Annotated in this window: 24 protein-coding genes; 7 read left to right on the forward strand and 17 right to left on the reverse strand. The window is 62.2% G+C overall.

Translation table 11 applies throughout. The annotated features are described in order from the left end of the window. Nucleotides 1–298 precede the first annotated feature (298 nt). A complete protein-coding gene (locus BDB13_RS25505) occupies nucleotides 299–928 on the forward strand; it encodes an O-methyltransferase (protein ID WP_094274253.1) in 630 nt (209 codons plus the stop codon). Here BDB13_RS25505 and glgC read toward each other — a convergent pair whose 3' ends face one another. Then, on the reverse strand, nucleotides 929–2143 hold the full coding sequence (glgC, locus tag BDB13_RS25510) for a glucose-1-phosphate adenylyltransferase (protein ID WP_094274254.1): 1215 nt from the start codon (nucleotides 2141–2143) through the stop codon (nucleotides 929–931). A gap of 108 nt (nucleotides 2144–2251) precedes the next feature. On the opposite strand from glgC, the gene glgA reads away from it, so the two are divergent. Further along, complete coding sequence (gene glgA / locus BDB13_RS25515; protein ID WP_094274255.1) at nucleotides 2252–3427, forward strand: glycogen synthase; 1176 nt, start codon at nucleotides 2252–2254, stop codon at nucleotides 3425–3427. Here glgA and BDB13_RS25520 read toward each other — a convergent pair. The 11 genes from BDB13_RS25520 to dapE form a co-directional block, all read right to left on the reverse strand. Continuing rightward, the gene (locus tag BDB13_RS25520; RefSeq protein WP_094274256.1) at nucleotides 3411–4262 is read right to left on the reverse strand and encodes a putative RNA methyltransferase; all 852 of its coding nucleotides are present in this window, start codon (nucleotides 4260–4262) and stop codon (nucleotides 3411–3413) included. The two genes, glgA and BDB13_RS25520, sit on opposite strands and share 17 nt — an antisense overlap. Nucleotides 4263–4385: 123 nt before the next feature. Beyond that, entirely contained in the window at nucleotides 4386–4553 is a 168-nt protein-coding gene (locus BDB13_RS25525; protein WP_003945169.1) for a DUF3117 domain-containing protein, read from the reverse strand. Between the two features lie 145 nt (nucleotides 4554–4698). Further along, the gene (locus BDB13_RS25530) at nucleotides 4699–5274 is read right to left on the reverse strand and encodes a DNA-3-methyladenine glycosylase I (protein ID WP_094274257.1); all 576 of its coding nucleotides are present in this window, start codon (nucleotides 5272–5274) and stop codon (nucleotides 4699–4701) included. Further along, nucleotides 5267–5635 (reverse strand): DivIVA domain-containing protein, encoded by a 369-nt coding sequence (locus BDB13_RS25535; RefSeq protein ID WP_094274258.1) that lies wholly within the window; start codon nucleotides 5633–5635, stop codon nucleotides 5267–5269. Before BDB13_RS25535 ends, BDB13_RS25530 begins: the two co-directional genes overlap by 8 nt. A gap of 36 nt (nucleotides 5636–5671) precedes the next feature. After that, complete coding sequence (gene tnpB / locus BDB13_RS25540) at nucleotides 5672–7198, reverse strand: IS607 family element RNA-guided endonuclease TnpB (RefSeq protein ID WP_094275196.1); 1527 nt, start codon at nucleotides 7196–7198, stop codon at nucleotides 5672–5674. 347 nt (nucleotides 7199–7545) lie between these two features. Beyond that, complete coding sequence (locus BDB13_RS25545; protein ID WP_094274259.1) at nucleotides 7546–8502, reverse strand: glucosyl-3-phosphoglycerate synthase; 957 nt, start codon at nucleotides 8500–8502, stop codon at nucleotides 7546–7548. Next, complete coding sequence (gene folP / locus BDB13_RS25550; RefSeq protein ID WP_094275197.1) at nucleotides 8499–9398, reverse strand: dihydropteroate synthase; 900 nt, start codon at nucleotides 9396–9398, stop codon at nucleotides 8499–8501. Before folP ends, BDB13_RS25545 begins: the two co-directional genes overlap by 4 nt. 30 nt (nucleotides 9399–9428) lie before the next feature. Then, nucleotides 9429–11201, reverse strand: a complete 1773-nt coding sequence (locus BDB13_RS25555) for a long-chain-acyl-CoA synthetase (RefSeq protein ID WP_094274260.1) — start codon at nucleotides 11199–11201, stop codon at nucleotides 9429–9431. 83 nt (nucleotides 11202–11284) lie between these two features. Beyond that, nucleotides 11285–11848, reverse strand: a complete 564-nt coding sequence (locus BDB13_RS25560; protein ID WP_094274261.1) for a TIGR00730 family Rossman fold protein — start codon at nucleotides 11846–11848, stop codon at nucleotides 11285–11287. After that, nucleotides 11842–12645, reverse strand: a complete 804-nt coding sequence (locus BDB13_RS25565; RefSeq protein ID WP_094274262.1) for a TIGR00730 family Rossman fold protein — start codon at nucleotides 12643–12645, stop codon at nucleotides 11842–11844. The genes BDB13_RS25560 and BDB13_RS25565 overlap by 7 nt, the downstream gene beginning before the upstream one ends. Nucleotides 12646–12662: 17 nt before the next feature. Further along, a complete protein-coding gene (gene dapE / locus BDB13_RS25570) occupies nucleotides 12663–13733 on the reverse strand; it encodes a succinyl-diaminopimelate desuccinylase (RefSeq protein ID WP_176459667.1) in 1071 nt (356 codons plus the stop codon). 49 nt (nucleotides 13734–13782) lie between these two features. Between dapE and dapD the strand changes: the two genes are divergently transcribed. Genes dapD through BDB13_RS25585 form a run of 3 tightly spaced genes read left to right on the forward strand, consistent with a single transcriptional unit; the run spans nucleotide 13783 to nucleotide 16586 of the window. Further along, on the forward strand, nucleotides 13783–14736 hold the full coding sequence (dapD, locus tag BDB13_RS25575; RefSeq protein ID WP_094274264.1) for a 2,3,4,5-tetrahydropyridine-2,6-dicarboxylate N-succinyltransferase: 954 nt from the start codon (nucleotides 13783–13785) through the stop codon (nucleotides 14734–14736). Beyond that, the gene (locus BDB13_RS25580; RefSeq protein WP_094274265.1) at nucleotides 14736–16115 is read left to right on the forward strand and encodes an amino acid permease; all 1380 of its coding nucleotides are present in this window, start codon (nucleotides 14736–14738) and stop codon (nucleotides 16113–16115) included. The genes dapD and BDB13_RS25580 overlap by 1 nt, the downstream gene beginning before the upstream one ends. Nucleotides 16116–16166: 51 nt before the next feature. After that, nucleotides 16167–16586 carry a hypothetical protein gene (locus BDB13_RS25585; protein ID WP_094274266.1) on the forward strand — a complete coding sequence of 140 codons (420 nt, stop codon included), beginning with the start codon at nucleotides 16167–16169 and terminating at the stop codon, nucleotides 16584–16586. A 3-nt stretch (nucleotides 16587–16589) separates the two neighbouring features. On the opposite strand, the gene BDB13_RS25590 is transcribed toward BDB13_RS25585, so the two are convergent. From BDB13_RS25590 to pruA, 4 genes are all read right to left on the reverse strand, one after another. Beyond that, nucleotides 16590–18188, reverse strand: coding sequence for a substrate-binding domain-containing protein (locus BDB13_RS25590; RefSeq protein ID WP_094274267.1), 1599 nt, complete (start codon nucleotides 18186–18188; stop codon nucleotides 16590–16592). Nucleotides 18189–18284: 96 nt separating this feature from the next. Next, nucleotides 18285–19703, reverse strand: coding sequence for an acyl-CoA synthetase (locus tag BDB13_RS25595; protein WP_094274268.1), 1419 nt, complete (start codon nucleotides 19701–19703; stop codon nucleotides 18285–18287). A 28-nt stretch (nucleotides 19704–19731) separates the two neighbouring features. Further along, complete coding sequence (locus BDB13_RS25600; protein WP_094274269.1) at nucleotides 19732–20667, reverse strand: proline dehydrogenase family protein; 936 nt, start codon at nucleotides 20665–20667, stop codon at nucleotides 19732–19734. Continuing rightward, entirely contained in the window at nucleotides 20664–22307 is a 1644-nt protein-coding gene (pruA, locus tag BDB13_RS25605) for an L-glutamate gamma-semialdehyde dehydrogenase (protein ID WP_094275198.1), read from the reverse strand. The genes BDB13_RS25600 and pruA overlap by 4 nt, the downstream gene beginning before the upstream one ends. Before the next feature lie 112 nt (nucleotides 22308–22419). On the opposite strand from pruA, the gene BDB13_RS25610 reads away from it, so the two are divergent. Further along, the gene (locus BDB13_RS25610) at nucleotides 22420–23196 is read left to right on the forward strand and encodes a cyclase family protein (protein WP_094274270.1); all 777 of its coding nucleotides are present in this window, start codon (nucleotides 22420–22422) and stop codon (nucleotides 23194–23196) included. Further along, nucleotides 23193–24839 (forward strand): thiamine pyrophosphate-binding protein, encoded by a 1647-nt coding sequence (locus tag BDB13_RS25615; RefSeq protein WP_094274271.1) that lies wholly within the window; start codon nucleotides 23193–23195, stop codon nucleotides 24837–24839. Before BDB13_RS25610 ends, BDB13_RS25615 begins: the two co-directional genes overlap by 4 nt. On the opposite strand, the gene BDB13_RS25620 is transcribed toward BDB13_RS25615, so the two are convergent. Further along, nucleotides 24826–25380, reverse strand: a complete 555-nt coding sequence (locus BDB13_RS25620; RefSeq protein ID WP_094274272.1) for a cyclophilin-like fold protein — start codon at nucleotides 25378–25380, stop codon at nucleotides 24826–24828. The two genes, BDB13_RS25615 and BDB13_RS25620, sit on opposite strands and share 14 nt — an antisense overlap. Nucleotides 25381–25403: the final 23 nt, after the last annotated feature.

A 25403-nucleotide genomic window follows, 5' to 3' on the forward strand; every position in this document is an offset into this window, starting at 1 on the left:
TCGTTGATCTGGAAAATTGGTTGATCCTCCTGCTCGCTCGGGACGGCGCTGTCAGCTCACGTGATGACTGGGACAACCGAACACCGTGGTGTTTTGTTCCCGGAACACCGAATCAGCCATGCTGTCACCGCCGGTGGTGACCTTCTTTTCCGGCGATGTACCTACCCTGTCGCATCACGGTGTGCATGCCCTATGAAACGCCTGAGGGATTGCTGAGAATCCTGCCTGCGTGCGCGCCGTGTACGGACAAGTTGCGCGCCTTGCACAGACAAGGGAACGCGCCCGATAACCTCATGGTGTGACCCACGCCGAACAGATACTCCGCCACGTCGAGGACGTTGTTTCCGAGGACGAGATTTTGACTGCGGCGCGGAACCGAGCCAACGACCTCGGCGCAGCGCCGGTAACACCTGCGGTGGGAGCTGTACTGGCGATGTTCGCCCGCATGCTCGGAGCAAAAACAGCGGTCGAGATAGGTACCGGAGCCGGCGTGAGCAGTTTGTGGCTGTTGCACGGCATGCGCGACGACGGGGTCCTGACCACCATCGACAGCGAACCCGAACACCAGCGCGCAGCCAAGGCAACCTTCCGCGAAAGCGGAATTGCACCGGCCCGCACTCGCCTGATCAACGGCGACGCGCTCGACGTGCTGCCACGTCTGGCCGACGGCGGCTACGACCTGGTCTTCGTCGACTGCGAGCCCGTTGACCACCCGCACTACGTTCGCGAAGGTGTCCGGTTGCTTCGTCCCGGCGGAGTGATCGTTCTCCACGCCGCCCTGGCCGGTGGCCGGGTCGCGGACCCTTCGGCACGCGACGCAGCCACCGTGGCCGTCCGCGAAGCAGCAAAAGCTGTTGCGGACGACACACGCCTCATTCGTGTTCTCTTGCCGTTGGGCGAGGGCTTGCTGTGTGCAAGCAAGATCTAGCTAGATCCACACACCCTTGCCGATAGCTACGACGCCACCCTGACTGATCGCGAATCGTTCCCGATCTCGTTCGAGGTCGACGCCGATGATCTCGCCGGGACCCACGACCACGTTCTTGTCGAGGATGGCTCGACGAACAACGGCTCCCTTTCCGATGCGCACACCGGGCATCAGAACACTGCCCTCGACGGTCGCCCCGTCCTCGATCATCACGTTGGAGCTGAGAACCGAGTTACGCACGGTGGCAGCCGAGAGAATCGATCCGGCGCCGACTATCGACTCCTGGGCAAGCCCGCCCTTGACGAACTTGGCCGGTGCCAGGTTCTCGGTGGCGCCGCGGATGGGCCAGCGCCGGTTGTAGAGGTTGAAGATCGGATGCACCGACACCAGGTCCATGTGTGCATCGTAGAAAGCGTCGAGGGTACCGACGTCACGCCAGTAGCCGCGGTCACGGTCGGTGGCGCCGGGGACGATGTTGTCCTTGAAGTCGTACACCGACGCTTCACCGGCGGCGACCAGAGCGGGGATGATGTCTCCGCCCATGTCGTGATCCGAATCGGAATTCTCCGAGTCCGCACGGATGGCGTCGACGAGCACCTTGGTGGTGAACACGTAGTTACCCATGGATGCGAAGGTGGAATTGGGGTCGTCCGGGGTGCCGGGCGGATGAGCCGGCTTTTCGAGGAACTGGGTGATGCGTCCGGACTCGTCACTGTCGATGCAGCCGAAAGCGAATGCCTCGCTGCGCGGCACGCGAATACCGGCGACGGTCACACCGGCACCGGAATCGATGTGGTGCTGCACCATCTGTTCGGGGTCCATGCGGTACACGTGGTCGGCACCGAACACCACGATGTACTCGGGGTCCTCGTCGTAAACCAGGTTGAGCGACTGCAGAATTGCGTCGGCACTACCGGTGTACCAGCGCGGCCCGAGCCGCTGCTGCGCTGGGACGGGAGTGATGTATTCGCCGGCGAATCCGGACAGCCTCCAGGTCTGAGATATATGTCGGTCGAGTGAATGCGACTTGTATTGCGTGAGCACACAGAGACGCAGATAGCCTGCGTTCACCAAGTTGCTCAGCACGAAGTCGATCAGTCGATAGGCGCCGCCGAACGGCACCGCGGGTTTCGCTCTATCCGCCGTCAGCGGATAGAGACGTTTGCCCTCGCCTCCGGCGAGCACGATTCCAAGCACATGCGGCTGGCTTCTCACACCGTTAACCTATCCGCACTGCACTACTCCCGCTAGCGATGGCACCCGCGACACCCGCAAGAACGCCGAGCGGTAGCCGGATCGACTACGGGCGGTTAGGTTTAGCCCGTGCGAGTCGCGATGATGACCAAGGAATATCCGCCGGAGATCTACGGCGGCGCAGGAGTACACGTCACCGAGCTCGTCGCTCAGATGAAGAAACTCGTCGACGTCGACGTCCACTGCATGGGAATTCCCCGCGACGACGCGATAGTCCACTCCCCCGATCCCGCGTTGGTCGGCGCCAACCCCACGTTGACGACGCTCTCCGCCGAACTTCGGATGGCCGCTGCGGCAAGCGGAGTCGACATCGTTCACTCGCACACCTGGTACACCGGATTGGCCGGGCACCTGGCGTCGGCGCTCTACGACGTACCGCACGTCTTGACCGCGCACTCCCTCGAACCTCGACGTCCGTGGAAGGCCGAGCAATTGGGCGGCGGGTATCGCGTCTCGTCGTGGTCCGAACGCACGGCAATCGAGAACGCCGACGCCGTCATCGCGGTCAGTTCCGGCATGCGCCTCGATGTGCTCGACGCCTATCCGTCGCTGGACCCGACCCGTATTCATGTGGTCCGCAACGGAATCGACACGACAGTCTGGCATCCTGGCCCGGCTGCAGTGGCCGCCCAGTCTGCCCTGGCCACCATCGGCATCGACACCGAGCAGCCCATTGTCGCGTTTGTCGGGCGCATCACGAGGCAGAAGGGTGTCGGGCATCTGATTGCCGCGGCACACGATTTTGATCCGTCGATCCAACTCGTCCTGTGTGCCGGCGCTCCCGATACTCCGGAGATCGCCGCCGAGACGGCGCAGGCAGTAGCGGACCTCGCCGCTCATCGCGGCAACGTGTTCTGGGTCCGCGAAATGCTTCCCACCGAACAGATCCGGGAAATACTCTCGGCCGCAACGGTTTTTGTCTGCCCTTCGGTCTACGAACCGCTGGGAATCGTCAATCTCGAAGCTATGGCCTGCGAAACCGCAGTTGTCGCTTCAGATGTGGGCGGCATCCCCGAGGTTGTCGATGACGGAGTAACCGGGCGCCTCGTCCACTACAACTCCTACGAGCCCAAGGCTTTCGAGGAGTCGCTGGCCGCAACGGTCAACGCTGTTGTGGCTGACCGAATCGGCGCCGACGCCATGGGCCGAGCGGGCCGCGTCCGAGCGATCAACGAATTCTCGTGGGCCGAAATCGCCAAACAGACCTTGGATGTCTACGACGATGCAATCAAGCGCCGCTGTTGATCTTTCGGTAGGTGGAGATTGTTGCCGACGCAGTGATCTGGGTGCGCTCGGGTAGTTGTTCCACCGCGGCAGCAAGCTGACTGGCCGACAGGTGTCTCGCCGACGGACCCATCCCCACCAGATCGAGAACGTCGGAACGGTTGAGGTTCATCGTAAACTCGACGTCCTCGGAATGTTCACGCTCGAACAGTCCGGCCATCGAGGACCCGAGCCGCTCTACCTTCTTGTCGTCGACACGAACCATGCCGAGTAACTCCACCAGTTCCGTCAGATGCCGATCCGTGGGCGTGAGAACCACCAGGGAACCGTCATCAGCCAAGATGCGATGGGATTCACTGCCGTTGCGTGGAGCGAACACACAGAGCACGTGAGAGAGCGACCCGTCGCGTATCGGCAACGGCTGCCACACATCTGCGACGATCGAACCGATGCGATCATGAACTTTGGCCGCTCGACGAGCCGCGAATTTCGATACGTCGAGGGCAATTCCCCGTGACTCGGGAATCCCGGTGATCACATGTTCGAGATATTGTCCTGTGCCGGAACCAATTTCGACGATCCGAGCAGGACCACTGCCGACAGTACCGGCGCACGCAGACGCGACGCCGTCCATTAGCGGCTTGAAGTGTCCGCTACCGAGCAGTCTGGACCGCGCGGCAATCATCTCCGCGCTGTCGCCGGTAAATTTGGTGGACCCACCGCTGATCAGCGAGACGTAGCCCTGCCGGGCGACATCGAATCGGTGTCCCCGCGCGCATTCCGCGGAGCCGTCCACCAGATCCAGTTCGGAGTGGCATTGCGGACACGCCAGTAGGTCGATCACTTCGGAGAGCATTGGTCCTCGTCCCACATATCCGTTACACATACTGCAGGCACCGCCACCGCAGGTACACACACTTCAGGCCCCGCACCGAAGATCGGTTACGGAGCCTGGGTGCACTCTTCTACCTGGACCCGACTAGCTGGTGACGTTCGTGAGTTCCACACCGAGCGCAGCAGCTTCATCCGGGGTCAGCTCGACGACAAGGCGTCCGCCACCCTCGAGTGGAACCCGCATGACGATTCCTCGTCCCTCTTTGGTTGCTTCGAGGGGACCGTCCCCGGTCCGGGGCTTCATGGCCGCCATCCTCTGCTCCCTCCAGATCTGCGCTGCACTGCACTGCGCGTCGACAAACGGTGTGCCCCGCCAACGATCAGCGAGGCTCGTAGCCTCCATTGTTCCCTATCGGCTCGGGAACCGGGAATTTGAGTCGCATTTTCGGGTGTTCCGACTACCTTCCGGGCAGTACCGGAACCCAACAATCGGCAACATGATCGTCCACCATGCCGGTGGCCTGCATGAGCGCATAAGCCGTGGTAGGACCAATAAACTTGAACCCGAGACGTTTAAGTTCCTTAGCCATCGCAGTCGATTCCGGGGTTACTGCCGGGACGTCTGCAATTGATGCAAGCCGCGCGGTGCGTCGCGGCGGTGCAAACGACCAAAGCAACGAATCGAGATCCAATTCCGGAGAATTCACGAGTAGTCGAGCATTGGAAATCGTCGCTTCGATTTTCGACCTGTTGCGGACGATCAACGCATCCTCGAGTAGCCGATCCACGTCGGCGGAGTCGTACTCTGCGACTTTCTCCGGAACAAAGCCGTCGAATGCGGATCGAAAAGCCTCACGTTTGCGCAAAATCGTGATCCACGAAAGTCCGGATTGGAAAGCTTCGAGTGCCAACCGCTCGAACAGCGCGTCACGTCCGTGCAGGGGTTGTCCCCATTCGTGGTCGTGGTAGTCCCGATAGATGGTGTCGTCGGCACTCGACGTCACCCAGCCGCATCGAATCAGTCCGTCAGTCATCTGCCGGACGCTCACTCACCGGAGTCGGTTCCGGCTCCGGTTCGGTAAGCAGTTCGGGTTCGGCCTCTTCGCTCGGCCCGGAATCCCGCTGCTCCAATTGCGTACGGAGATAATCGATTTCCATACCGAGGCGATGCAGAGCCCAATCAACTTCACTCGCCTTGTAGCCGCGCAGAACCTGCTGGAATCGCAACGCGTCGACGTCTGCACCCGTCACACCTTCGGCCGGCAGAACGGTCGCGGTGGTCCCCGGGGGAAGCGGCGGCAGTTCTTCCGAGCGCCCGAAAACGGCACTCGCACCGAGGAAGATCGCCCCGCCGACAAGCGCCATGACAATCAGGTACTGGAGGATCGTCAGCATGCCCCGATACTTCCACACCGGAGCGGTCAGACCCGTTCATTTTGAGTGTTGTTTAATACACTCGTCATGAGCGACCGGATTGCCCCGGCCACGTTCACCACCAGGTGGTGTTCCCGCGGCAATACCGTCCGCCCGCACAACGGCGGGTCTTACGTTTGGTTTCCGTCGGGCTTCTTTACCGTCTCGTCCGCAACTCGCCGAAGACGCACCGCCCGTGGCCACCGCTGCGAGGGCAGCGAGGTTCAGAGCAGCATTGTGATCACGATCGCTGCGGAAACCGCACGCATCGCAGGTGAACACCCGAACCTTCAACGGCAGCTTGGCTTTCACTACCGAACAGTTCGAGCAGGTCTTACTCGACGGAAACCACCGATCCGCCACCACCAGACCGGTCCCGGCCCAACCAGTTTTGTAGGTGACTTGCCGCCGGATCTCCCCAAACGCCGCATCATGCAACGCCCGATTCAACCCCTTCTTGTCGACGCCACCGGATCGGGTCATCCCGGCGACATTCAAATTTTCGACCACGACGGTGTCGAACTCCTCGACCAGCCGGGTGGTCAGCTTGTGCAGGTAATCGCGGCGAGTATTCCCGATCCGGGTGTGCACCTGCCGAACCCTTCCCTGCGTGCGCAGCCACCGCTTCGACGGTTCCTGGTTTGTGCGGCGATCCGGGCCCGTACGCCGAGACGCTTGGCGTTGCAGACGACGTAACGCCTTCGCCTGTCTACGTGCATGTTTCGGGTTCTCGATCATCTCCCCGGTGGAGAGAACCGCAAGATGTTTGACACCGACATCGACGCCGACCACCGAGTTGCCGCGCCGGAGGCCGGTGGCGCTGCCGGTGACGACGGTTTCCGGGTGTAGTGCCCGCGCTGGGATGGTCGTTTCGACGGAGAACGACACCTGCCACCGGCCACCCCGAAACGAGACGGTCGCCGACCTGATGCGGGCCGTTCCGGCTGTCGTTTTGCGGGCCAGTTTGCGGGTCGATTCCGCAGTCTTGACGACCCCGATCCGCGGGAGCTGCACATGGCGACGATCACCACCACCAGTAACCAACCCGAGGGCGCCGGTGGTGAACCGGCACGAGAGCACGGCCTGTTTGTTTCCAAATCGCGGAAACCCCATCGTCCCTTGACGTTTCCCGGTGCGGGCAGCGTTCCAGTTCGACAACGCCGCAGCACAGTTCGCGATACCGCTGCTGTAGGACTCCTTCGAGTTCTCCGGCCACCACGGCACACCCGTCTCACGGTTGACCGCGACCGCATTTTTCACGGTGTTCCAGTGTTTTCGCAAGCTGTACGCCGACCACGACAATGACGGTGTCAACTCGGAATCGGGGATGTCGTACGAGCGTTCGGCGGTCCGTTGATCCAGGTTCGCTTGCACCTGATCCAGTGCCCAGTTGTAGGCGTACCGCTGCGCCCCGCAATGCGAGCGCAGCATCGTGGCTTGGTCGGGGGTGGGGTCGAGGACGTACACGAACGCCCGGATCACGGACCTGCCTGGTTCTGTTGCGGCACTGTCGGTATCGGCAGCGACGATCACACCGGTAGCCATGTTGTGCACCTGATCGTCAACTCCCCCCAGAGTCAGTCGTTGTCGGTCATCACCCGACAACAGAAAAGATACAACGAGGCACCGACAAGAACGGCTCGACGCATTCGCACCCAGATGGGATTACCCTCGCCGATACTCGACACATCCGGATTGACAAGTAGCTTGCGTAGGGTGGTGTGTTTGTCGCTGTGGCCGGACCCGATCGCGGCGACGGTCTACCACGGCCTCAGACCGTATCTGTCGATGTGGCACGTTCGATCACCGCCGACTGCTGTTCCCGGTCAGCTTTTCTGACCGGCCATTCACCGTCACCGGACAGAACTACATCAATCAACACAAAACTGTCCTCATTGACCAACAGTTGGGAACCCCGCGCTGCGGATAATCGAATTCATCGGCGGCCGATCGAGCAGCGACACCTCGGTGGTCTCCGGCACGAACGAATCACCGTCGACAAGAAACTGCGTCAACCCGGCACCGGAATCCTCGATGCCACATCTGCGCAGCATCGTCCCGATAATCTGACGGCTCATCACACCCAACTCGCCCAGCGGCCGGTTGCGATGTTTGCGCACCCCGAGATTGACCTGACCGATCGCGCCGAGACCCAACGAGTCGTAGGTATCGAGGAGCAGTCCGATCTCGACGCCGTATCCGGCCGCGAAAGGCACGGCGGACAGCAGTTCCCGGGTTCCGGCATACTCACCGCCCAGCGGCTGGAGTACTGCCGTGAGCTCGGGTCGCAGAGCCGCCAGCATCGGCCGAGCCACCAGCTCGGTAACCCGTCCACCGCCATTGGCGTCCTCAGTCCCGCTGACACGCAACGGGCGGCGGTAATACCCCTTCACGAGGTGAATACCGTCGACGGTCAGCAAGGGACCCAACAACTTCGGAACAAACGCCGGATCGGGGTTGATCAGATCTGAGTCCACGAAGGCGATCAGATCACCCGTCGTCGCCGCAATCGATCGCCACAAGACCTCACCCTTGCCGGCTGCCGGTGGGAGCGACGGGACAGCGCTCTCACGGCTGATCACGCGCGCGCCGGCAGCGCGTGCCCGCTTCGCGGTGCGATCGGTGGATCCGGAATCGAGCACGATCAGTTCATCCACCAAACCGCCGAGCAACGGATGAATGGTGTCGACCACCGATGCGACGGTCTTCTCTTCGTTGAGGGCGGGCAGCACCACCGAAATCGTTCGGCCGGCTTTCGCTGCTTCGAGTTCCTCGACCGTCCAACTCGGGTGATCCCAGCTGTTGGCTTCGGACCAGGTGCGGGTGGACCCCGCCCCGGTGATGCTCATGCCAGTCCTCGCACAGTCCGGACCGGGGCGCGTCGACCCTGGATTGCCGCCACCATGTCGACCACCCGGCGAGTAGATGCCACCTCGTGGACCCGGAACACTCGGGCGCCGCCTGCCGCGGCCATTGCTGTCGCTGCCAATGTTCCCTCCAACCTCTCGGAAAGCTCCACACCAAGAGTCTCCCCGATGAAGTCCTTATTGCTCAGTGCCATCAGCACTGGCCACCCGGTGTTTACAAGAACGTCCACTTTTCGCAACAACTCGAGCCCGTGGAAGGTGTTCTTGCCGAAATCATGGGTGGGATCGATCAGAATTGCGTCGCGCGGAACGCCCAGGGCGACGGCTCGTTCCGCAGCCGAGACAACTTCGTTCACGACATCCGCGACAACATCGGCGTACCGGACGCGGTGCGGGCGTGTGCGCGGAACGGCTCCCCCGGTATGCGAGCAGACAATTCCCGCCCCGGTTTCGGCGGCGACCATCACCAACTCGGGATCGGCCCCGGCCCAGGTGTCATTGATCAGGTCGGCGCCTTCCTGGCGAGCAAGAAGCGCGACGTCACTTCGCCAGGTGTCGATGCTGATCAGCATGTCCGGGTACTTGGCGCGAATCGCTGCCACGAAGGGCACCACTCGACGGATTTCCTCGTCTGTATCCACCAGATCACCCGGTCCGGCTTTCACGCCGCCGATGTCCACCAAGTCGGCGCCCTCGTCCACAGCGCGGTCCACCGCCGCCATCGCGGCGGAATCCGAGAACGTCGCGCCCTGGTCGTAGAACGAGTCGGGTGTTCGGTTGACGATCGCCATGACCAACGCACGATCGACCGCGACGAGGCGCCCACACAATGTGGGCGCCGGCTCTGGCTGCGCGGGTGAACCGGCGAATGAAGACATGCCGTTCATACTGGCATGACAGATGGGCGTCTAGCCCTTGGGGATCGCACCGGCTGCGACCTCGCCGACGTAACCGTCGTACGAACCCGCGTAGCCACTCTCACGGCCGGTGAGAACGTACAGGCTGTCCATGCCGACGTCGTATCCGTCGTTGCGCAGTTCCACCTTGCGCGACTTGAACGTGCTGGTGTGTTCGAGAGAGTCGACGATGCGAATGAACAACGGAACGGCGTAGCCGGGGAGCTTTCCGTACAGGTGGGCCGCGATGGTGCTGCCGTCGACGGCGTGACCGTCACGCAACTTCACTGCTGCCATACCGGCGCGGCCGTCGGTCCCCGGGATTTCGACGCCGTAGACGACGGCTTCCTCGATCGCCGGATGCGAACTGAGTGCGCCCTCGACCTCGGTGGTTGCGACGTTCTCACCCTTCCACCGGAAGGTGTCGCCGAGTCTGTCGACGAAGGCCACGTGACCCCAGCCCTGCTTGCGCACGAGGTCACCCGTGTCGAACCAGGTGTCGCCGTCCTTGAAACCGTCCCGGACCAACTTGCTGTTGCTCGCGGCTTCGTCGGTGTATCCGTCGAACGGCGCACGATCGGTGATCTTGGAGAGCAGGAGGCCGACGGATCCCGTCGGTACCTTGCGCAACCGCCCGTCGGGACCGCGCAGAGCCTTCCCGGTTTCTTCGTCGAATTCGACGACGGCGTGTGGCAGCGGGCAGATTCCGGCGGTCTTGTCGACATTGAGTGCATTGACAAAGGCGATGTTGCATTCACTGGCGCCGTAGAACTCGGCTACCCGCTTGATGCCGAAGCGTTCGGTGAATTCGGCCCAGATTTCGGGTCGCAACCCGTTTCCGACCATGAGACGGACCGCGTTGTCGCGGTCGGTGGGCTTCTCGGGCTGATTGAGCAGGTAACGACACAGTTCGCCGATGTAGGCGAATGCCGTTGCCTTGTTCAGGGAGATGTCGTCCCAGAATCGCGACGCCGAGAACTGCCGTCCGATGGCGAGCGTTGCCCCGGACGCCAGCACCGACGACAGCGACACCGTCAAGGCATTGTTGTGATAGAGCGGCAGGCAGCAGTACAGGGTGTCCGAACTGCGCAAACGGACGCCCATCAGTCCGAGACCGGACATCGACTTGAGCCAGCGAAAGTGAGTCATCAAGCTGGCCTTGGGCATTCCGGTGGTACCGGACGTGAAGATGTAGAACGCCTTTTCCTTGGCGAGGATTTCGGCCGTCACTGCCGGGTTGGTGGCGTCGGCCGTCTTCGCACGTTCTTCGAGTTCGCTGTAGAGAAGTTGCTGCGGCGCGGCAAAGCCGTCGGGCAGGGTTTCGAGCGACTCTTCACACTCGTCGGCCACTACCAGCACGCGGGCGCCGATCAGCGTAAGACTGTGCGCGAGAACATCATCACGCTGGTTGTAGTTCAGCATGCCTGCGGCCGCACCGAGTTTGACTGCAGCCAAAGCGATCAACAGCGATTCGGGCGTGTTCTTGCCCAAGATCGCAACAACGTCACCGCGCTGGACTCCGATGCCGCGCAGGACGTCGGCGTAGCGGTTGACCTTTGTGTTGGCGTCGGCGTAACTGGTTGCGCGGCCTTCGAACCGGATGAACGGCCGCGACGGATGGGCATGAGCGTTCTTCTGAAAGATCAGTCCGATGGACTCTGCGGCGGAGGGCTTGCGGGTCAGGCCCGCTGCCCCCTGCAAGAGGATGGGCACTTCGGTGATCATCGACGGCAGTTTCACCGCGAGATCCAGTAGACCGATAGTCGTGCGGGCTTCCGAACTCATGTTTCCCCAATCACGTATCCGGCGCCTGCGCAGTCGCCTCGGGCCACCTTACTTCACAGTAAGGTGGCCCGTCACGCACTTGATCAGTCGCTTAGGCACGCATCCAGCGCGGCCTCCACATCGGTCCTGACCAACAGCGTGTCCAAAGCCTTACGGCCGACAAAACCGGTGCCGTCCAACTTGTTCAACCACTCGAGCAGACCCGTGTAATGCCCGACCGGATCAAGAAGGACCACCGGCTTGCTGTGCATTCCCAGGTAGCCGGCAGTCCACGTCTCGAACAACTCTTCCAGCGTCCCGATACCGCCAGGCAACGTGATGAACGCGTCCGCGTTGTCTTCCATCAACTGCTTGCGCTGACGCATCGTGTCGGTGACGATCAGCTCGTCGGCGTCGACATCCGCAACTTCCTTGTGCACCAAGGCCTTCGGAATTACACCGATGGTCCACGCCCCCGCCGCCCGTGCCGACTCGGCCACAGCGCCCATCATCGAGACATTGCCGCCGCCCGAAACCAACTGCCATCCGCGTCGACCGATCGCGGTCCCCACCTCGGTAGCCAAAGCCAGGAACGATTCATCCACCGGACCCGACGCGCAGTAGACGCACACCGAAAATTTCTTGCCCTCGCGACTATCAGTCACCATTCTTCTTCTTTCCCCAGATCTGCTGCCTCGTCGACGCCCTTGTTCGCGTCGACGACAATTCGGACTGCTTCTTCGACACTGTCGGTGACGTGCAGCAAGTTTGCATCGCCCGCGGAGATCTTTCCTTCACGCTCGAGGGTGCCCTGGATCCACTCCACCAGCCCGGACCAGTACTCGGTACCGAACAGAATGATCGGAAAACGCGTGACCTTGTGCGTCTGAACCAGAGTGAGTGCCTCGAACAACTCGTCGAGCGTTCCGAATCCGCCCGGTAGGCAGATGAAGGCCTGCGAGTACTTCACGAACATCGTCTTGCGCGCGAAGAAATACCGGAAGTTGATACCGAGATCGACCCACTCGTTGAGCCCCTGCTCGAACGGCAACTCGATGCCGAGTCCGATCGAGTAACCGCCGGCCTCGCTGCAACCACGGTTGGCAGCTTCCATGACGCCGGGGCCACCGCCGGTGATGACCGCGAAGCCCTCCTTCGCGAGGGCAGTTCCGAGTTCACGGCCGGCGAGGTACTCGGGATGGTCAACCGGGGTGCGGGCCGAACCGAAGACGGTTACCGCACGCGGCACCTCAGCGAGCGCACCGAATCCTTCGACGAATTCGCTCTGGATGCGCAGAACCCGCCACGGATCGGTATGCACCCAGTCGGTCGGCCCGCGCGAATCCAGCAACCGCTGGTCGGTGGTGGTTTTTTCGTCTTTGCGTTTACGACGCAACTGAATCGGACCACGATGCTTGATCGACGAGGTCTGCTTCTTCGAGGCTGAACTCTTTTCAGGTGCCATGCACGCAAGGCTAACGGCTAGGCCGACAAGTACTTCCTCAATACGGCCGCGACGTCGGTGATCTGCTGGACCGGGACGTGCTCGTCACGCTTGTGCGCGAGGTTCGGATCACCCGGACCGTAGTTGACGGCCGGAATACCGAGTGCCGAGAATCTGGAGACATCCGTCCAGCCGTACTTGGCCCGGAACTGGCCACCGGCAGCTTCGATCAGCGCGGCAGCCGACGGGTTCGCCAACCCCGGCAGAGCGCCGGGCGAGGAATCCGTGACCTCGAAACCAAGACCCAATCCGTCGAATACTTCCCTTACGTGGGCCTCGGCCTGCTCCTGACTACGGTCGGGCGCAAAACGGAAATTGACATCCATCTCGGCCTCGTCGGGCACGACATTTCCGGCGACGCCACCGGAGATCCGCACAGCCGACAAGCCTTCGCGGTAACCGCAACCGTCGATGTCGATCGAGCGCGACTGGTACGCGGACAAGCGTTCGAGAGCAGCACCGAACTTGTGGATGGCGTTGTCCCCCAGCCAAGACCTCGCCGAATGCGCACGGGTGCCGGAAGCACTCAAGCGCACTCGCATAGTTCCCTGGCACCCGGCTTCGATGAACCCGGCCGTCGGCTCGCCCAGGATCGCGACGTCCGCAGCGAGCCACTCGGGGATCTCACGTTCGATCCGGCCCAGTCCGTTGAAGGTGGCAGCAATTTCCTCGCAGTCGTAGAAGACCAACGTCAAATCGTGGGCCAAGTTCTCGATGGTGGCAGCGAGGTGCAGGAACACCGCGTCGCCGGACTTCATGTCCACGGTGCCGCAGCCGTGCAGGATGTCGCCCTCACGGCGCGACGGAACGTTGTCGGCGATCGGAACGGTATCGAGGTGCCCCGCCAACATGACCCGACTGGGAAGTCCACGTGAGGTCCGAGCCAGCACCGCATTGCCGTTGCGAATGATCTCGAAGCCGCTGGTCTGCTCACGCAGCGCATCCTCGACAGCCTGCGCGATGGCAGATTCGTCGTGGGAAACGCTGGGGATGTCGACCAGTGCAGCCGTCAGGTCAATGGGGTCCGAGGCAAGATCGAGGATGCTCACACGCACCAGAATAGGCCGCTGGCCACGTCACCCAGTAATCTCTAGTTCTGTGAGCGCACAGGGAGCAACAGCAGTAGGTATCGCCAACGTGACCGCGGACGGAACCGTCCTCGACACCTGGTTCCCCGCACCGGAGCTGGGAACATTCGACAAGACCGGTACCGAGAACGTCGAGGGAACAGACATTCCTTCCGATCTCGCCCTGCTGGCCGGCAACGACGAAGCTCGCGAGGTCTCGCAGGTCATCGTCCGCACCACCATCGCCGACCTCAGCAAGGCTCCCGTTGACGCCTACGACGTCTACCTGCGCCTTCACCTACTTTCCCACCGCCTCGTTGCGCCTCACGGTGTCAACCTCGACGGCCAGTTCGGTCTGCTCGCCAACGTCGTCTGGACCAACTTCGGCCCGTGCGCCGTCGAAGGCTTCGAGCAGGTCCGTTCGCGTCTGCGTATCCGCGGCGTCGTCACCGTCTTCAGCGTCGACAAGTTCCCCCGCATGGTCGACTACGTTGTCCCCGCCGGTGTACGCATCGCCGATGCCGATCGTGTCCGCCTGGGAGCACACCTCGCAGCCGGCACCACCGTCATGCACGAAGGCTTCGTGAACTTCAACGCCGGCACCCTCGGCAACTCCATGGTCGAAGGCCGCATCTCCGCCGGTGTCGTTGTCGACGACGGATCCGACGTGGGCGGCGGCGCGTCCATCATGGGCACCCTGTCCGGCGGCGGCAAGGAAACGATCTCCCTCGGCAAGCGCTGCCTCCTCGGCGCCAACTCGGGCCTCGGCATTTCCCTCGGCGACGACTGCGTCCTCGAAGCCGGCCTGTACGTCACCGCCGGCACCAAGGTCACCGGCCCCGACGGCACCGTCGTCAAGGCCAAGGACCTCAGCGGCAAGTCCAACCTTCTGTTCCGTCGTAACTCCGTATCGGGTGCTGTCGAGGTCGTGCCGTGGAAGGGCACCGGCGTCGAACTGAATGCTGCACTTCACGCCAACGACTGATGAGTAACACCGACGCCCCCGAGGAAACACCCACCGCTCTCGGTCACGGCCTCAAGGTCCGACATCTCACGATGATGGGCCTGGGCTCAGCCATCGGCGCCGGCCTGTTCCTCGGAACGGGCGTCGGTATCGCGACGGCCGGTCCCGCGGTATTGATCTCCTACATCGTCGCGGGCGCCGTAGTCGTCTTCGTGATGCGGATGCTCGGCGAGATGGGCGCTGCGATTCCGGCCAGCGGTTCCTTCTCGCACTACGCGCGTCTGGGGATCGGCGAGTGGGCCGGATTCGTGATGGGCTGGCTCTACTGGTTCATGCTGATCATGGTTCTAGGCGCCGAGATCACCGGAGCCTCCGACATCGTCGACAACTGGCTCCCCGGTGTACCGCAGTGGGTGGTGGCCCTCGTCTTCGTGGTGTTCTTCGCCGCCGTGAACCTGGCCAAGGTCAGCAACTTCGGCGAGTTCGAATTCTGGTTCGCCGCAATCAAAGTCACCGTCATCATCGGCTTCCTCATCGTCGGTGTGCTGCTCGTCTTCGGACTCCTGCCCGGCACCGATCCGGTGGGAACCTCCAACCTGTTCGGTCAGGGCGGCTTCATGCCCACCGGATTCTCGGGCGTCGCTGCCGGACTTCTGGTGGTGGCCTTCGCCTTCGGTGGTATCGAGATCGTCACCATTGCCGCCGCCGAATCCGAGAATCCGGAACGCTCCATCGCCATCGCTGTCCGCAGCGTGGTGTGGCGTATCAGCGTCTTCTACATCGGCGCCATCTCGATCATGGTCTTGGTGCTGCCGTGGAACGATCCGGGACTCGAGAGCGGTCCGTTTGTCGCCGTACTCAACAAGGCCAACATCCCCGGCGTCGCGGGATTCATGGAACTTGTTGTGGTCGTCGCCTTGCTGTCTGCGTTCAACGCCAACATCTACGGCACCTCCCGCATGGCCTTCTCGTTGGCACGGCGCGGCGACGGTCCGGCCTTCATGGCCAAACTCTCGAAAACCGGTGTCCCCACCAACGCGGTCTTGCTCTCGGTATTCTTCGGCTTCGTCAGCGTGCTCCTGAACTGGCTTCTTCCCGACGATCTGCTCGGCATCCTCCTCAACGCAGTCGGCGCGGCGCTGCTCGTCATCTGGATCTTCATCGTCGTCTCACACCTGCGGTTGCGCCGGCAACTCGAAGCCGAAGGCAAGCTGTCGATCCGCATGTGGCTGTTCCCATACCTCAGCTACGCCACCCTGGCGATGCTCGGAGCGTTTGTCATCCTCATGCTTTTCGACGACGACGCCCGCGCCCAGCTGATCTCGACATCGGTCCTCTTCGCTGTCATCGCGGCACTCGGGTACCTGAACACCCGACTGCGGAAGGCGAAGCAGCCTTGATCGTGAAGGATTTCGTTCGCTGAGCGAGCGAAATCCTTCATAATCAGAGCCATGCTGATGAGAAGTGACTATCCGACGAAGTATGTCAACGGTGTCCGAGCGATGGTAAAGAACAACGTGGCGTCGTACACCGCGCTGGGTCTGCCGGCAGGAAACGACTTCGAGCGTGGCTACGTCCATCAACTGCTGCTCGCGCTGGACTCCTACTTCACCCACCGAGGCCGTGGGATGGAAGGCAAGGACGGCAACCCGCTCAACGAAGTCCGAATGATCACCGATTCGCTGCAGGGCAACGACGGCCACGGCCCGATCATCCCGGTCCTGGCTCCGAATTCCACCATCAAGTACAAGCCGGAGAACTCCGTACTCGGCCTCGAGATCGGCGAACCGCTCGACCTGAGTGTCGCGGAGTACAAGAAGCTGGCCGGCGCATTTCTCGACGAGTTGGAGAAGCGCTTCCCGCCGAAGTGACCTCTAGGCGCCGCGGTGGGCCAACGCATTCACGAACACTTCGGAAATCTCCGACGGGTCACGCGCGATATACGTCGAGCCACCGGTAACTCTCGAAATATCCGCCAGAGCAGCTGCATCGGCATCGTCGGTGATACCGATGGTCACGATAATCACCGGGCGGGCCGGATCCTGCTCGCGTGCAAGAACATCGAGCAGCTGCTCCCGGGTAATGCTGTCCGCATCCTCATTGGCGCCGTCGGTCAGCACGATCACACTGTTGACTGCTCGCGGATCGTACGATTCCTGAACCTTGCGAAATGCAGCCAAAGTGGTGTCGTAGAGGCCTGTCGCGCCGCGCTTGAGTTGGGTCAACCGATTTGCCTGCTCTGCCATCAGCGTTCGCTGAGACACTCCGTCGACAATGGTGTCGTAGCGTCGAATCGGAACCAATTCCTGGTAGTCCTGAGTTCCCTTCATACCCTGGGAAAAAGCCCACAATCCAGCGGCCACACTGTCCGGGAAAACCTGATTACCGGCCAGCGCTGCGGCTGTCGTGAGCTGCATCCGATTTTTTCCACCCGTTGCCGGGAAGTCCATCGAAGACGACACGTCGATCGCGACCAGAGTGCGAATCGGCTTGGCCATCAGTGTCCAGGCACCGAGCGTCCGATCTGCCGCGGACTGGTCCGGTGCCGGCAGCGCCGTGACGTTTCCGATTCCGCCATTCACCGGCGTTGCTCCGGAGAAGTCACGGAAACCGTTGCGGTTCAATATTTCCTGCGATGCTTCGCTTTTGAATATCGCTTCGAGGGCGTCAGCTTTCTTGGCTGACAGATAGTGACGCTCGGGGTCCGAGGCACTCACGACCAGCGGGTAATCCATCATCACGGTGCCGGTGGTCGGCACGCTCGCGTTGATCGACGGATTACCGAACTGCACGACCTGCTGCTCTGTCGATACTCCGATTTTGCCGGTGCTGACCAACTCGGTCAGCATCTTCGCTCCGACCGGCTGATCCTCGGTTCGCACACTCTCGGCCTGAGCGTGCGGTACCAATGCCGCACGGACCGATTCCGCCCCACCACTGTGCTCGGCGAGCGCGGCCAGGATCGGGGCCGAAGCCGTACCGGTGGACAGCGGATTGCCCATTGCAAGGTCCGGCACTTCCAACACCGACAGCCAGTTCGCGAACTGCTCGCCGCCGCCCGAAGCCAGCACGACCGGAGTGGTCGCGATCGACCCGCCGGCGGTGGCAACTGGCCCCGCCGCCGTAAGCGCGGCTTTGCCGACCCACGCTGCAGAGTCGGGAATCCACAGATCGGGTGCATCGACCCCCTTACCGAGACGCCCCACGACTTCGCCCGGGAGTGCTGCTTCGACGACGATCCGCGCGCAGCCCGTCTCCTCCGGCGTCACGTCGCCCAGCACCTCGGATACTGCGGGTGCGATAGACGGATCCGCTGCCAGAGTGAACTCGTCGACGCTCGGACAGGTCTCGGGTTGGACTGCCTTGAAAACGACAATTCCGGTGGCAGCTACTGCAACCAGAACCAACCCGCTCAACGCGTAAAACCCGAATGAACGCCCGCTGTCAGCGCTCGAGTGCCGTCCGCCCGCCATGAAATCTGCCCTCCGAAGCCAGTCGCAGGTGCGACTGGAGAAATCCGTACCGGCGGGAAGTGTAGCGAAGAACACGGATAAACCAACCAAACAAGATTATTCAGGCATCAAAAGTCGCTTCTGTACCTTGCCCATCGCGTTCCGCGGGAGCGCCTCGACAAACCGAATTTCGCGTGGACGCTTATGCGCCGACAGTTGCGCACCAACCAGATCGATCAGCTCCGTCTCGGGCACCTCAGGCTCGGAATGACACCGAACGACAAATGCCACAATTCGCTGGCCGAGGTCCGAATCGGGGACACCGACAACCGCAACTTCAGACACCGAAGGATGACCGAGAAGCGCGGTCTCGATCTCACCGGCGCCGACGCGGAAGCCTCCGGTCTTGATCAGATCGATGGATTCACGGCCGACAATTCGGTGGAATCCGCCCTCGTCGATCACCGCAACATCACCGGTCTTGAAGAACCCGTCGTCCGTCCAGGATTCTGCAGTCACGTCGGGACGGTTCAGATAACCGTCGAACAACATCGGACCACGCACCTGGAGGCCTCCGATGCTCTCGCCGTCGTGAGGCACGTCGTTGCCCGCCTCGTCGCGCAACCGAGTTTCCACGCCGCGCACGGGTACGCCCACCCAACCGGGCCGGCGCTCGCCGTCGACGCGTGTACTGAGCGTCAGCATCGTCTCGCTCATTCCGTAGCGTTCGATTGGCGTCAGGCCCGTGAGATCGCGCAGTTTCTCGAACACCGGAACCGGCAAGGGTGCGCTGCCGGAGACCAGCAACCGCGCCGACGACAATGCGCGCGCCGACGCCTCGTCCTCGACGACCCGAGACCAGACCGTCGGCACCCCGAAGTAGAGGGAGCCACCGGCTTGCGCATAGGCCTGCGGAGTCGGCTTGACGGTGTGGACCAATCGGCTTCCCACCCGAAGCGGCCCCAGCACGCCCAGGATCAGACCGTGTACGTGGAAGAGCGGAAGTCCGTGTACGACGGTGTCCTTCCCCGTCCACTCCCACGCCTCGGCCAGAGCATCGATGCCGGCCGCGATAGCGCGGCGGCTGAGCAGTACGCCCTTCGGCGGCCCGGTCGTGCCGGACGTGTAGAGAACAAATGCCGTGGATTCCGGGGCAGGCTCCTGGTAGCTGTGCCACGAACGGGCATGCAACCGAACCGGAACGACGGGTAGCCCAACGCACAACTCGTCGGTCTCCCCCAGCCAGGCCTGGGCTCCGGAGTCGTTAAGGATGTGTTCGCGTTCTGCAATCCCGGCGTCCGGCGGAACCGGAACGACGGTGACGCCCGCAATGAGAGCGCCGACTACCGCGAGGATCGTTTTTGCCGTCGGTGTCGCCAGCACGGCAACCCGCTGAGCTTGCGCGACGCGCTCGGCAACGGAGGTGGCCGCACCGAGAATCTGGCTTCGGGAGAGCGTTGTGTCCCCGATCCTGATCGCGTCCTCGACATCGTCGCCGCGGGCAATGGCAAGGGAATTCAGTGATCGGAGCAGCATACCGACAGCATCTCACAACGCACTGGCGTCAACTGCGAGAGACAAGGGATCTCAGGAAGAATCGGAGATTCGCCGGGCGCTCCGCAAGCCGGCGCATGAAGTACGGGTACCACGCGCTCCCGTAGGGAACGTACGTCCGGACGCGGTTTCCGGCAGCCACCAACCGCGCCTGTTCATCCTCTCGAATGCCGTACAACATCTGGTATTCGAACTGTCGCCGAACCCGGCGTGCCGCCGCCTCGATCACGGCAGGATCGTGTGACGCGACCATCGGGTATCCCGTTCCCTCGCACAGAATGTCAAGACACCGCAGATACGACGCTGTCACCTCGTCCCGACGCCGGTACGCCACTGACGACGGTTCGTTGTAGGCGCCTTTGCATAACCTGATCCGGGCACCGGCCAACTCATGACAGTCCGACTCGGTACGTTTCAGATAGGCCTGCAGCGCGGTACCCAGCCACGGGAAATCGTTGCGTAACAAGCGGACAGCGGCGAGGGTCGAATCGGTTGTTGTGCGGTCTTCGGCATCGACGGTGACCCAGACTCCGGAAGACTGTGCCGCCTCGCAGAGGATTCGAGCATTCTTGACGGCATCCTCGGCGCAGAACCCCGCGCCCAAGGCCGAGAGTTTCATTGACACCTCCACGGGCGGCACCGCGGTAGTCGAGTCGGTGAGTTTTCCCAATTCCTCGATCAGGGCCAGGTATTCGTCCACGGTTGCCTGCGCCGCAGTGGTATCGGTGACGTGCTCCCCCAGAAAGTCGACCGAGACGTACCGCCCCTCGTCGAGCAATCGCCTGACCACGGCGATCACGTCGCTGCGCTCGCCGCCGGCAACAAACCGGTTCACCAACTGCCGACTCACAGACGTCGAGGTGATGGCGCGTTCGAACCGAGAGGATCGTGCGGCCGCCAAGATTACCGGTCGCAGCGGATTGGTCAGTACAACAGGCAGTTTCACGGTTCCGGCTCCATGTGCGGATACCGGTAATCCACGGGCGCAACAAACGTTTCTTTCACCGTTCGAGCCGACACCCACCGCATCAAGTTGAGCGGGGAGCCCGCTTTGTCGTTGGTGCCGGACGCACGGGCACCACCGAACGGTTGCTGCCCCACCACTGCCCCGCTGGGCTTGTCGTTGACGTAGAAATTTCCGGCCGTAAATCGCAAAGCATCTGTTGCCTGCGCTACGGCACCGCGAACTGTGGCAAATATCGATCCGGTCAGTGCATACGGGGCCGCGGAATCTGCTTCCGACAGGATCCGCGCAAATGCGTCCGGTGCGTTGTCGTCGTAGACATGAATCGAGAGGATCGGCCCGAAGTACTCCGTCGTCATCGCCTCGTCGCGTGGATCGTCCACCAGCAATACCGTGGGGCGAACAAAATAGCCGACACTGTCGTCGGATTTTCCGCCGACAACAACGTCGATGCCCGGCGTTGCGTGAGCCCGCCCGATTGCCGCCACGCTCTTGTCGAATGCCCGACGATCAATGACTGCGCCCCCGAAGTTCTCGAGATCCGTCACGTCGCCGTAGGTGATTCCGTCCACTTCTTCGAGGAATTCCTCACGCATCACCGCCCACAGACTTCGCGGAATGTAGGCACGGGAAGCGGCCGAACACTTCTGACCTTGATATTCGTACGCTCCCCGGATCAGAGCCGTTTTCAGAATCGCAGGATCCGCCGACGGATGAGCAACCACAAAGTCCTTTCCGCCGGTCTCCCCCACCAGTCGTGGATAGCCCGCGTAATCCCCGATGTTCGCACCTACCTGCGACCACAAGGACTGGAAAGTTCGGGTGGAACCGGTGAAGTGAATGCCGGCCAGACGCCGATCCCGCAGTGCCACTGCAGAAATATCCGGCCCGTCCCCGGTCACCAGATTGATCACCCCGGGCGGCAGTCCGGCTTCTTCGAGCAGTTTCATCGTCCAGTACGCCGCGACCGTCTGCGTGGGCGACGGCTTCCACAGAACAGTGTTTCCCATCAGCGCCGGAGCAGTCGGGAGGTTGCCCGCAATGGCGGTGAAATTGAACGGCGTAATCGCGTACACAAACCCTTCCAACGGCCGATAGTCCATCCGGTTCCAGACTCCGGGCGACGACTGCGGCTGCTCAGCCAGGATCTGGCGAGCAAAGTGCACGTTGAATCGCCAGAAGTCCACCAGCTCGCAGGGCGCGTCAATCTCGGCCTGTTGCACCGACTTCGACTGGCCCAGCATGGTTGCTGCCGCGATTCGTTCACGCCACGGACCCGAGAGTAGGTCTGCGGCCCGCAGAATCACCGCAGCTCTGTCGTCAAACGAAAGTTCACGCCAACCCGGTGCAGCGACTGTCGCCGCGTCGATGGCAACAGCAGCATCCTCACCGGTGCCGTTGCGGAACGTGCCCAGTACATGCGCGTGCCGGTGAGGCTCGACGACATCCACAGATACGCCTGCTCCACGCACTTCGGAGCCGCCGATCACGTGCGGGATCTCGATGCGTTCACTGGACACACTGCTCAAGGCCGATCGAAGCCGAGCACGCTCCGGACTGCCCGGCACGTAGGAATGAACCGGTTCATTGACCGGAATCGGAACTGCGGTAACGCCGTCCATGTTGACTCCTTGACCCGTGAGGACCTCCATTCAGGCTAACCCGACGCGTGAGAGAACGCAGCGCTCGCTAGTGTGCGGATACACCCGCTTCGCTCGAATCGAAGGATGGCACATGACGACACTCAACGAACTGCTCGCGAAAATCGGCACCCAGTCCATCGAGATCATCGACCTCACGGCCCCGTTGAGTTCCACGACCCCGGTGCTGTCATTGCCGGAGCCGTTCGCGAACACGATCGCCGCAACACTCGAACCTGTGAGCAATTTCGACGACGACGGCCCGATGTGGAGTTGGAATAACCTGCACACCGGCGAGCACACCGGCACCCACCTGGACGCGCCGACGCATTGGGTGAGCGGCCGCGACGGTCTCAGCGTCGATCAGATTCCGCCCAATCGGTTGATCGGCCCGGTAGCCGTCATCGACGTCACCGCCCAGGTGGAGCAAGACCCGGACTTCTTGCTCGAACCCGAGCACATCGAGGCGTGGGAAGCGGAGAACGGCCCGCTGCCCGAGGGCGCGTGGCTGATTCTGCGCACCGGGTGGGGCTCGCGGGCCGGGAATCCGGAAAGCTTTGCCAACGCCGACGACAACGGTCCGCACACCCCGGGAATTTCGTCGGCTGCAGCCAAATTGCTGGCCGAATCGAGTCCCATCACCGGCTTCGGCGTGGAGACGGTCGGAATCGACGCGGGTGGCGCCGGCGGTTTCGAGCCGATGTTCCCGGCGCATTACTACCTGCTCGGCAACGACAAATACGGACTCACACAGTTGCAGAACGTCGACAAACTGCCGACCCTCGGCGCCGTGCTGGTGGTCTCACCGCTGCCGATCGTCGGCGGAACCGGCAGTCCGGCACGCGTATTCGCCTTCGTGGAGCACTCATGAACAACTCGGTTGCCGACGTCGTCGGACGCACCCTCGCAGAACTCGGTGTCGGGTACGCATTCGGCGTAGTCGGCAGCGGTAACTTCACCGTCACCAATGCGCTACGGCGGCACGGAGTTCAATTTGCTGCAGCCCGCCACGAAGGCGGGGCTGCCACGATGGCCGACGCCTACTCGCGGATGTCTGGAACCGTCGCCGTAGTCACCACGCATCAAGGTTGCGGTCTGACCAATGCGTTGACCGGCATCACCGAAGCTGCGAAGAGTCGGACACCGTTGATCGTGCTGACTGCCGATACCGCCGGCGCCGCAGTACAATCCAATTTCAAGATCGACCAGGACGCCCTCGCGCGTAGCGTCGGCGCGGTTGCCGAGCGAGTGCACAGCGCGGAGTCCGCTGTCGCCGATACCGTCCGCGCGTATCGCACTGCAGTGTCCGAACGACGCACGGTTGTATTGAATCTTCCGCTCGATGTTCAAGATCAGAGCGCTGCCGCCTCGGCAACCTTGCCGAAAATACCGGCACCCCAAAATATTCGGCCCGATTCCGATACCTTGGAGCAGTTTCTCACCCTGCTGGCCGCTGCGCAGCGCCCCGTATTCGTTGCCGGCCGTGGTGCCCGCGACGCCGGGCCGGAGATTTCAGAACTCGCCCGTCGTACGGGGGCATTGGTCGCAACTTCTGCTGTGGCCAACGGATTGTTCGAATCGGATCCGTTCTCGCTCGGCATCTCCGGAGGGTTCTCCTCGCCGCACAGTGCGAAGTTGATCGCGGGCGCCGACCTCGTGGTCGGGTGGGGTTGTGCCTTGAACATGTGGACTATGCGGCAGGGCACCCTGATCGGCGCCGACGCTGTAGTTGTGCAAATCGATGTGGATGTCTCGGCGCTGGGCGCCCACCGGCCGATCGATCTGGGCATCATCGGCGACAGTGCCGCCACTGCTACCGATGTGTTGGAGGCCCTGGACAAAGTCCCGACCCGAATCGGCTACCGCACCGAGAGTGTGAGTGATTCGATTGCATCGCAGTCGAAGTGGAGAACCGTACCCTTTGACGACCTCTCCACCGAGACCACGATCGACCCCCGCGCACTGTCAATCCAGCTCGACACAATTCTCCCGGCCGAGCGCACCGTATCCGTGGATTCCGGAAACTTCATGGGCTACCCGAGCGCTTATCTGACGGTGCCCGATCACTTCGGGTTCTGCTTCACGCAGGCCTTCCAATCCATCGGTCTCGGCCTGGCCTCCGCGATCGGGACTGCGTTGGCGCAACCTGATCGTCTACCCGTCGCAGCCCTCGGCGACGGCGGTTTCCTGATGGGCATTTCGGAACTCGAAACCGTTGTCCGCCTGAAACTTCCCCTGGTGATCGTGATCTACAACGACAGCGCCTACGGTGCCGAGGTCCATCACTTCACGGCTCCCGAGATGGACCGTTCGATAGTGACCTTCCCGGAAACCGACCTCGCGGCAATCGCCCGCGGTTACGGCGCCGAAGGTGTCACCGTCCGCACCTCGGAAGATCTTGATGCGGTACGCAACTGGGTAGACGGCTCACGTGATCGACCCCTCGTCATTGATGCGAAGGTCAGCAGCGACGGTGGATCCTGGTGGTTGGCGGAGGCGTTCAAGGGCCATTGAAAAGCGGGGCTTGGTGGATCACCTCGGCGGTGACATCTCCACTCTCGAGGCGGCTCAGTTGCGCTGCGGCTGCGCCATAAGTGCCCAGGTGAATGGTCTGATCCGAGTAGCCGATGCCGTCAGCGTCATAGTAGAAGCCGAGGCTCCCCCACGGTGCGTAATAGATGAGATCTCCGTTCTCGGGGTCGGATTCAGACGAGCGGTCTGTCTCCAGTTTCCGGGGCAGACGGCTGACCTTCTCCCGGCCTGCGAATTCTTCGACCGACAAGGTCAGTGGAAGTATCGTGAGGAAGTCACGGGCAGTGGGATTATCGGATTCGATCGTGACGTCGATTGCAGTATCACCCGAGGTGAAGCGCACGACGGTCCCTTCGGCCCTGCCCACCTCGATTGCCGGGTCGGCAGAACTGCTCGCGGACGAAGAAAGCGATGCGGCAGCCGGAATCGTCGAATTCGGGGTGGAGTGTTCAACCGATGTCGTGCATCCGGTGACGGCCAACACGATTGCCACTGTTCCGGCGATGACAAACTTCTGTCGCATGGGTTCCTTCTATCTCGATCGCA

The sequence above is a fragment of the Rhodococcus sp. OK302 genome (assembly GCF_002245895.1).
Taxonomy (GTDB): Bacteria; Actinomycetota; Actinomycetes; order Mycobacteriales; family Mycobacteriaceae; genus Rhodococcus_F.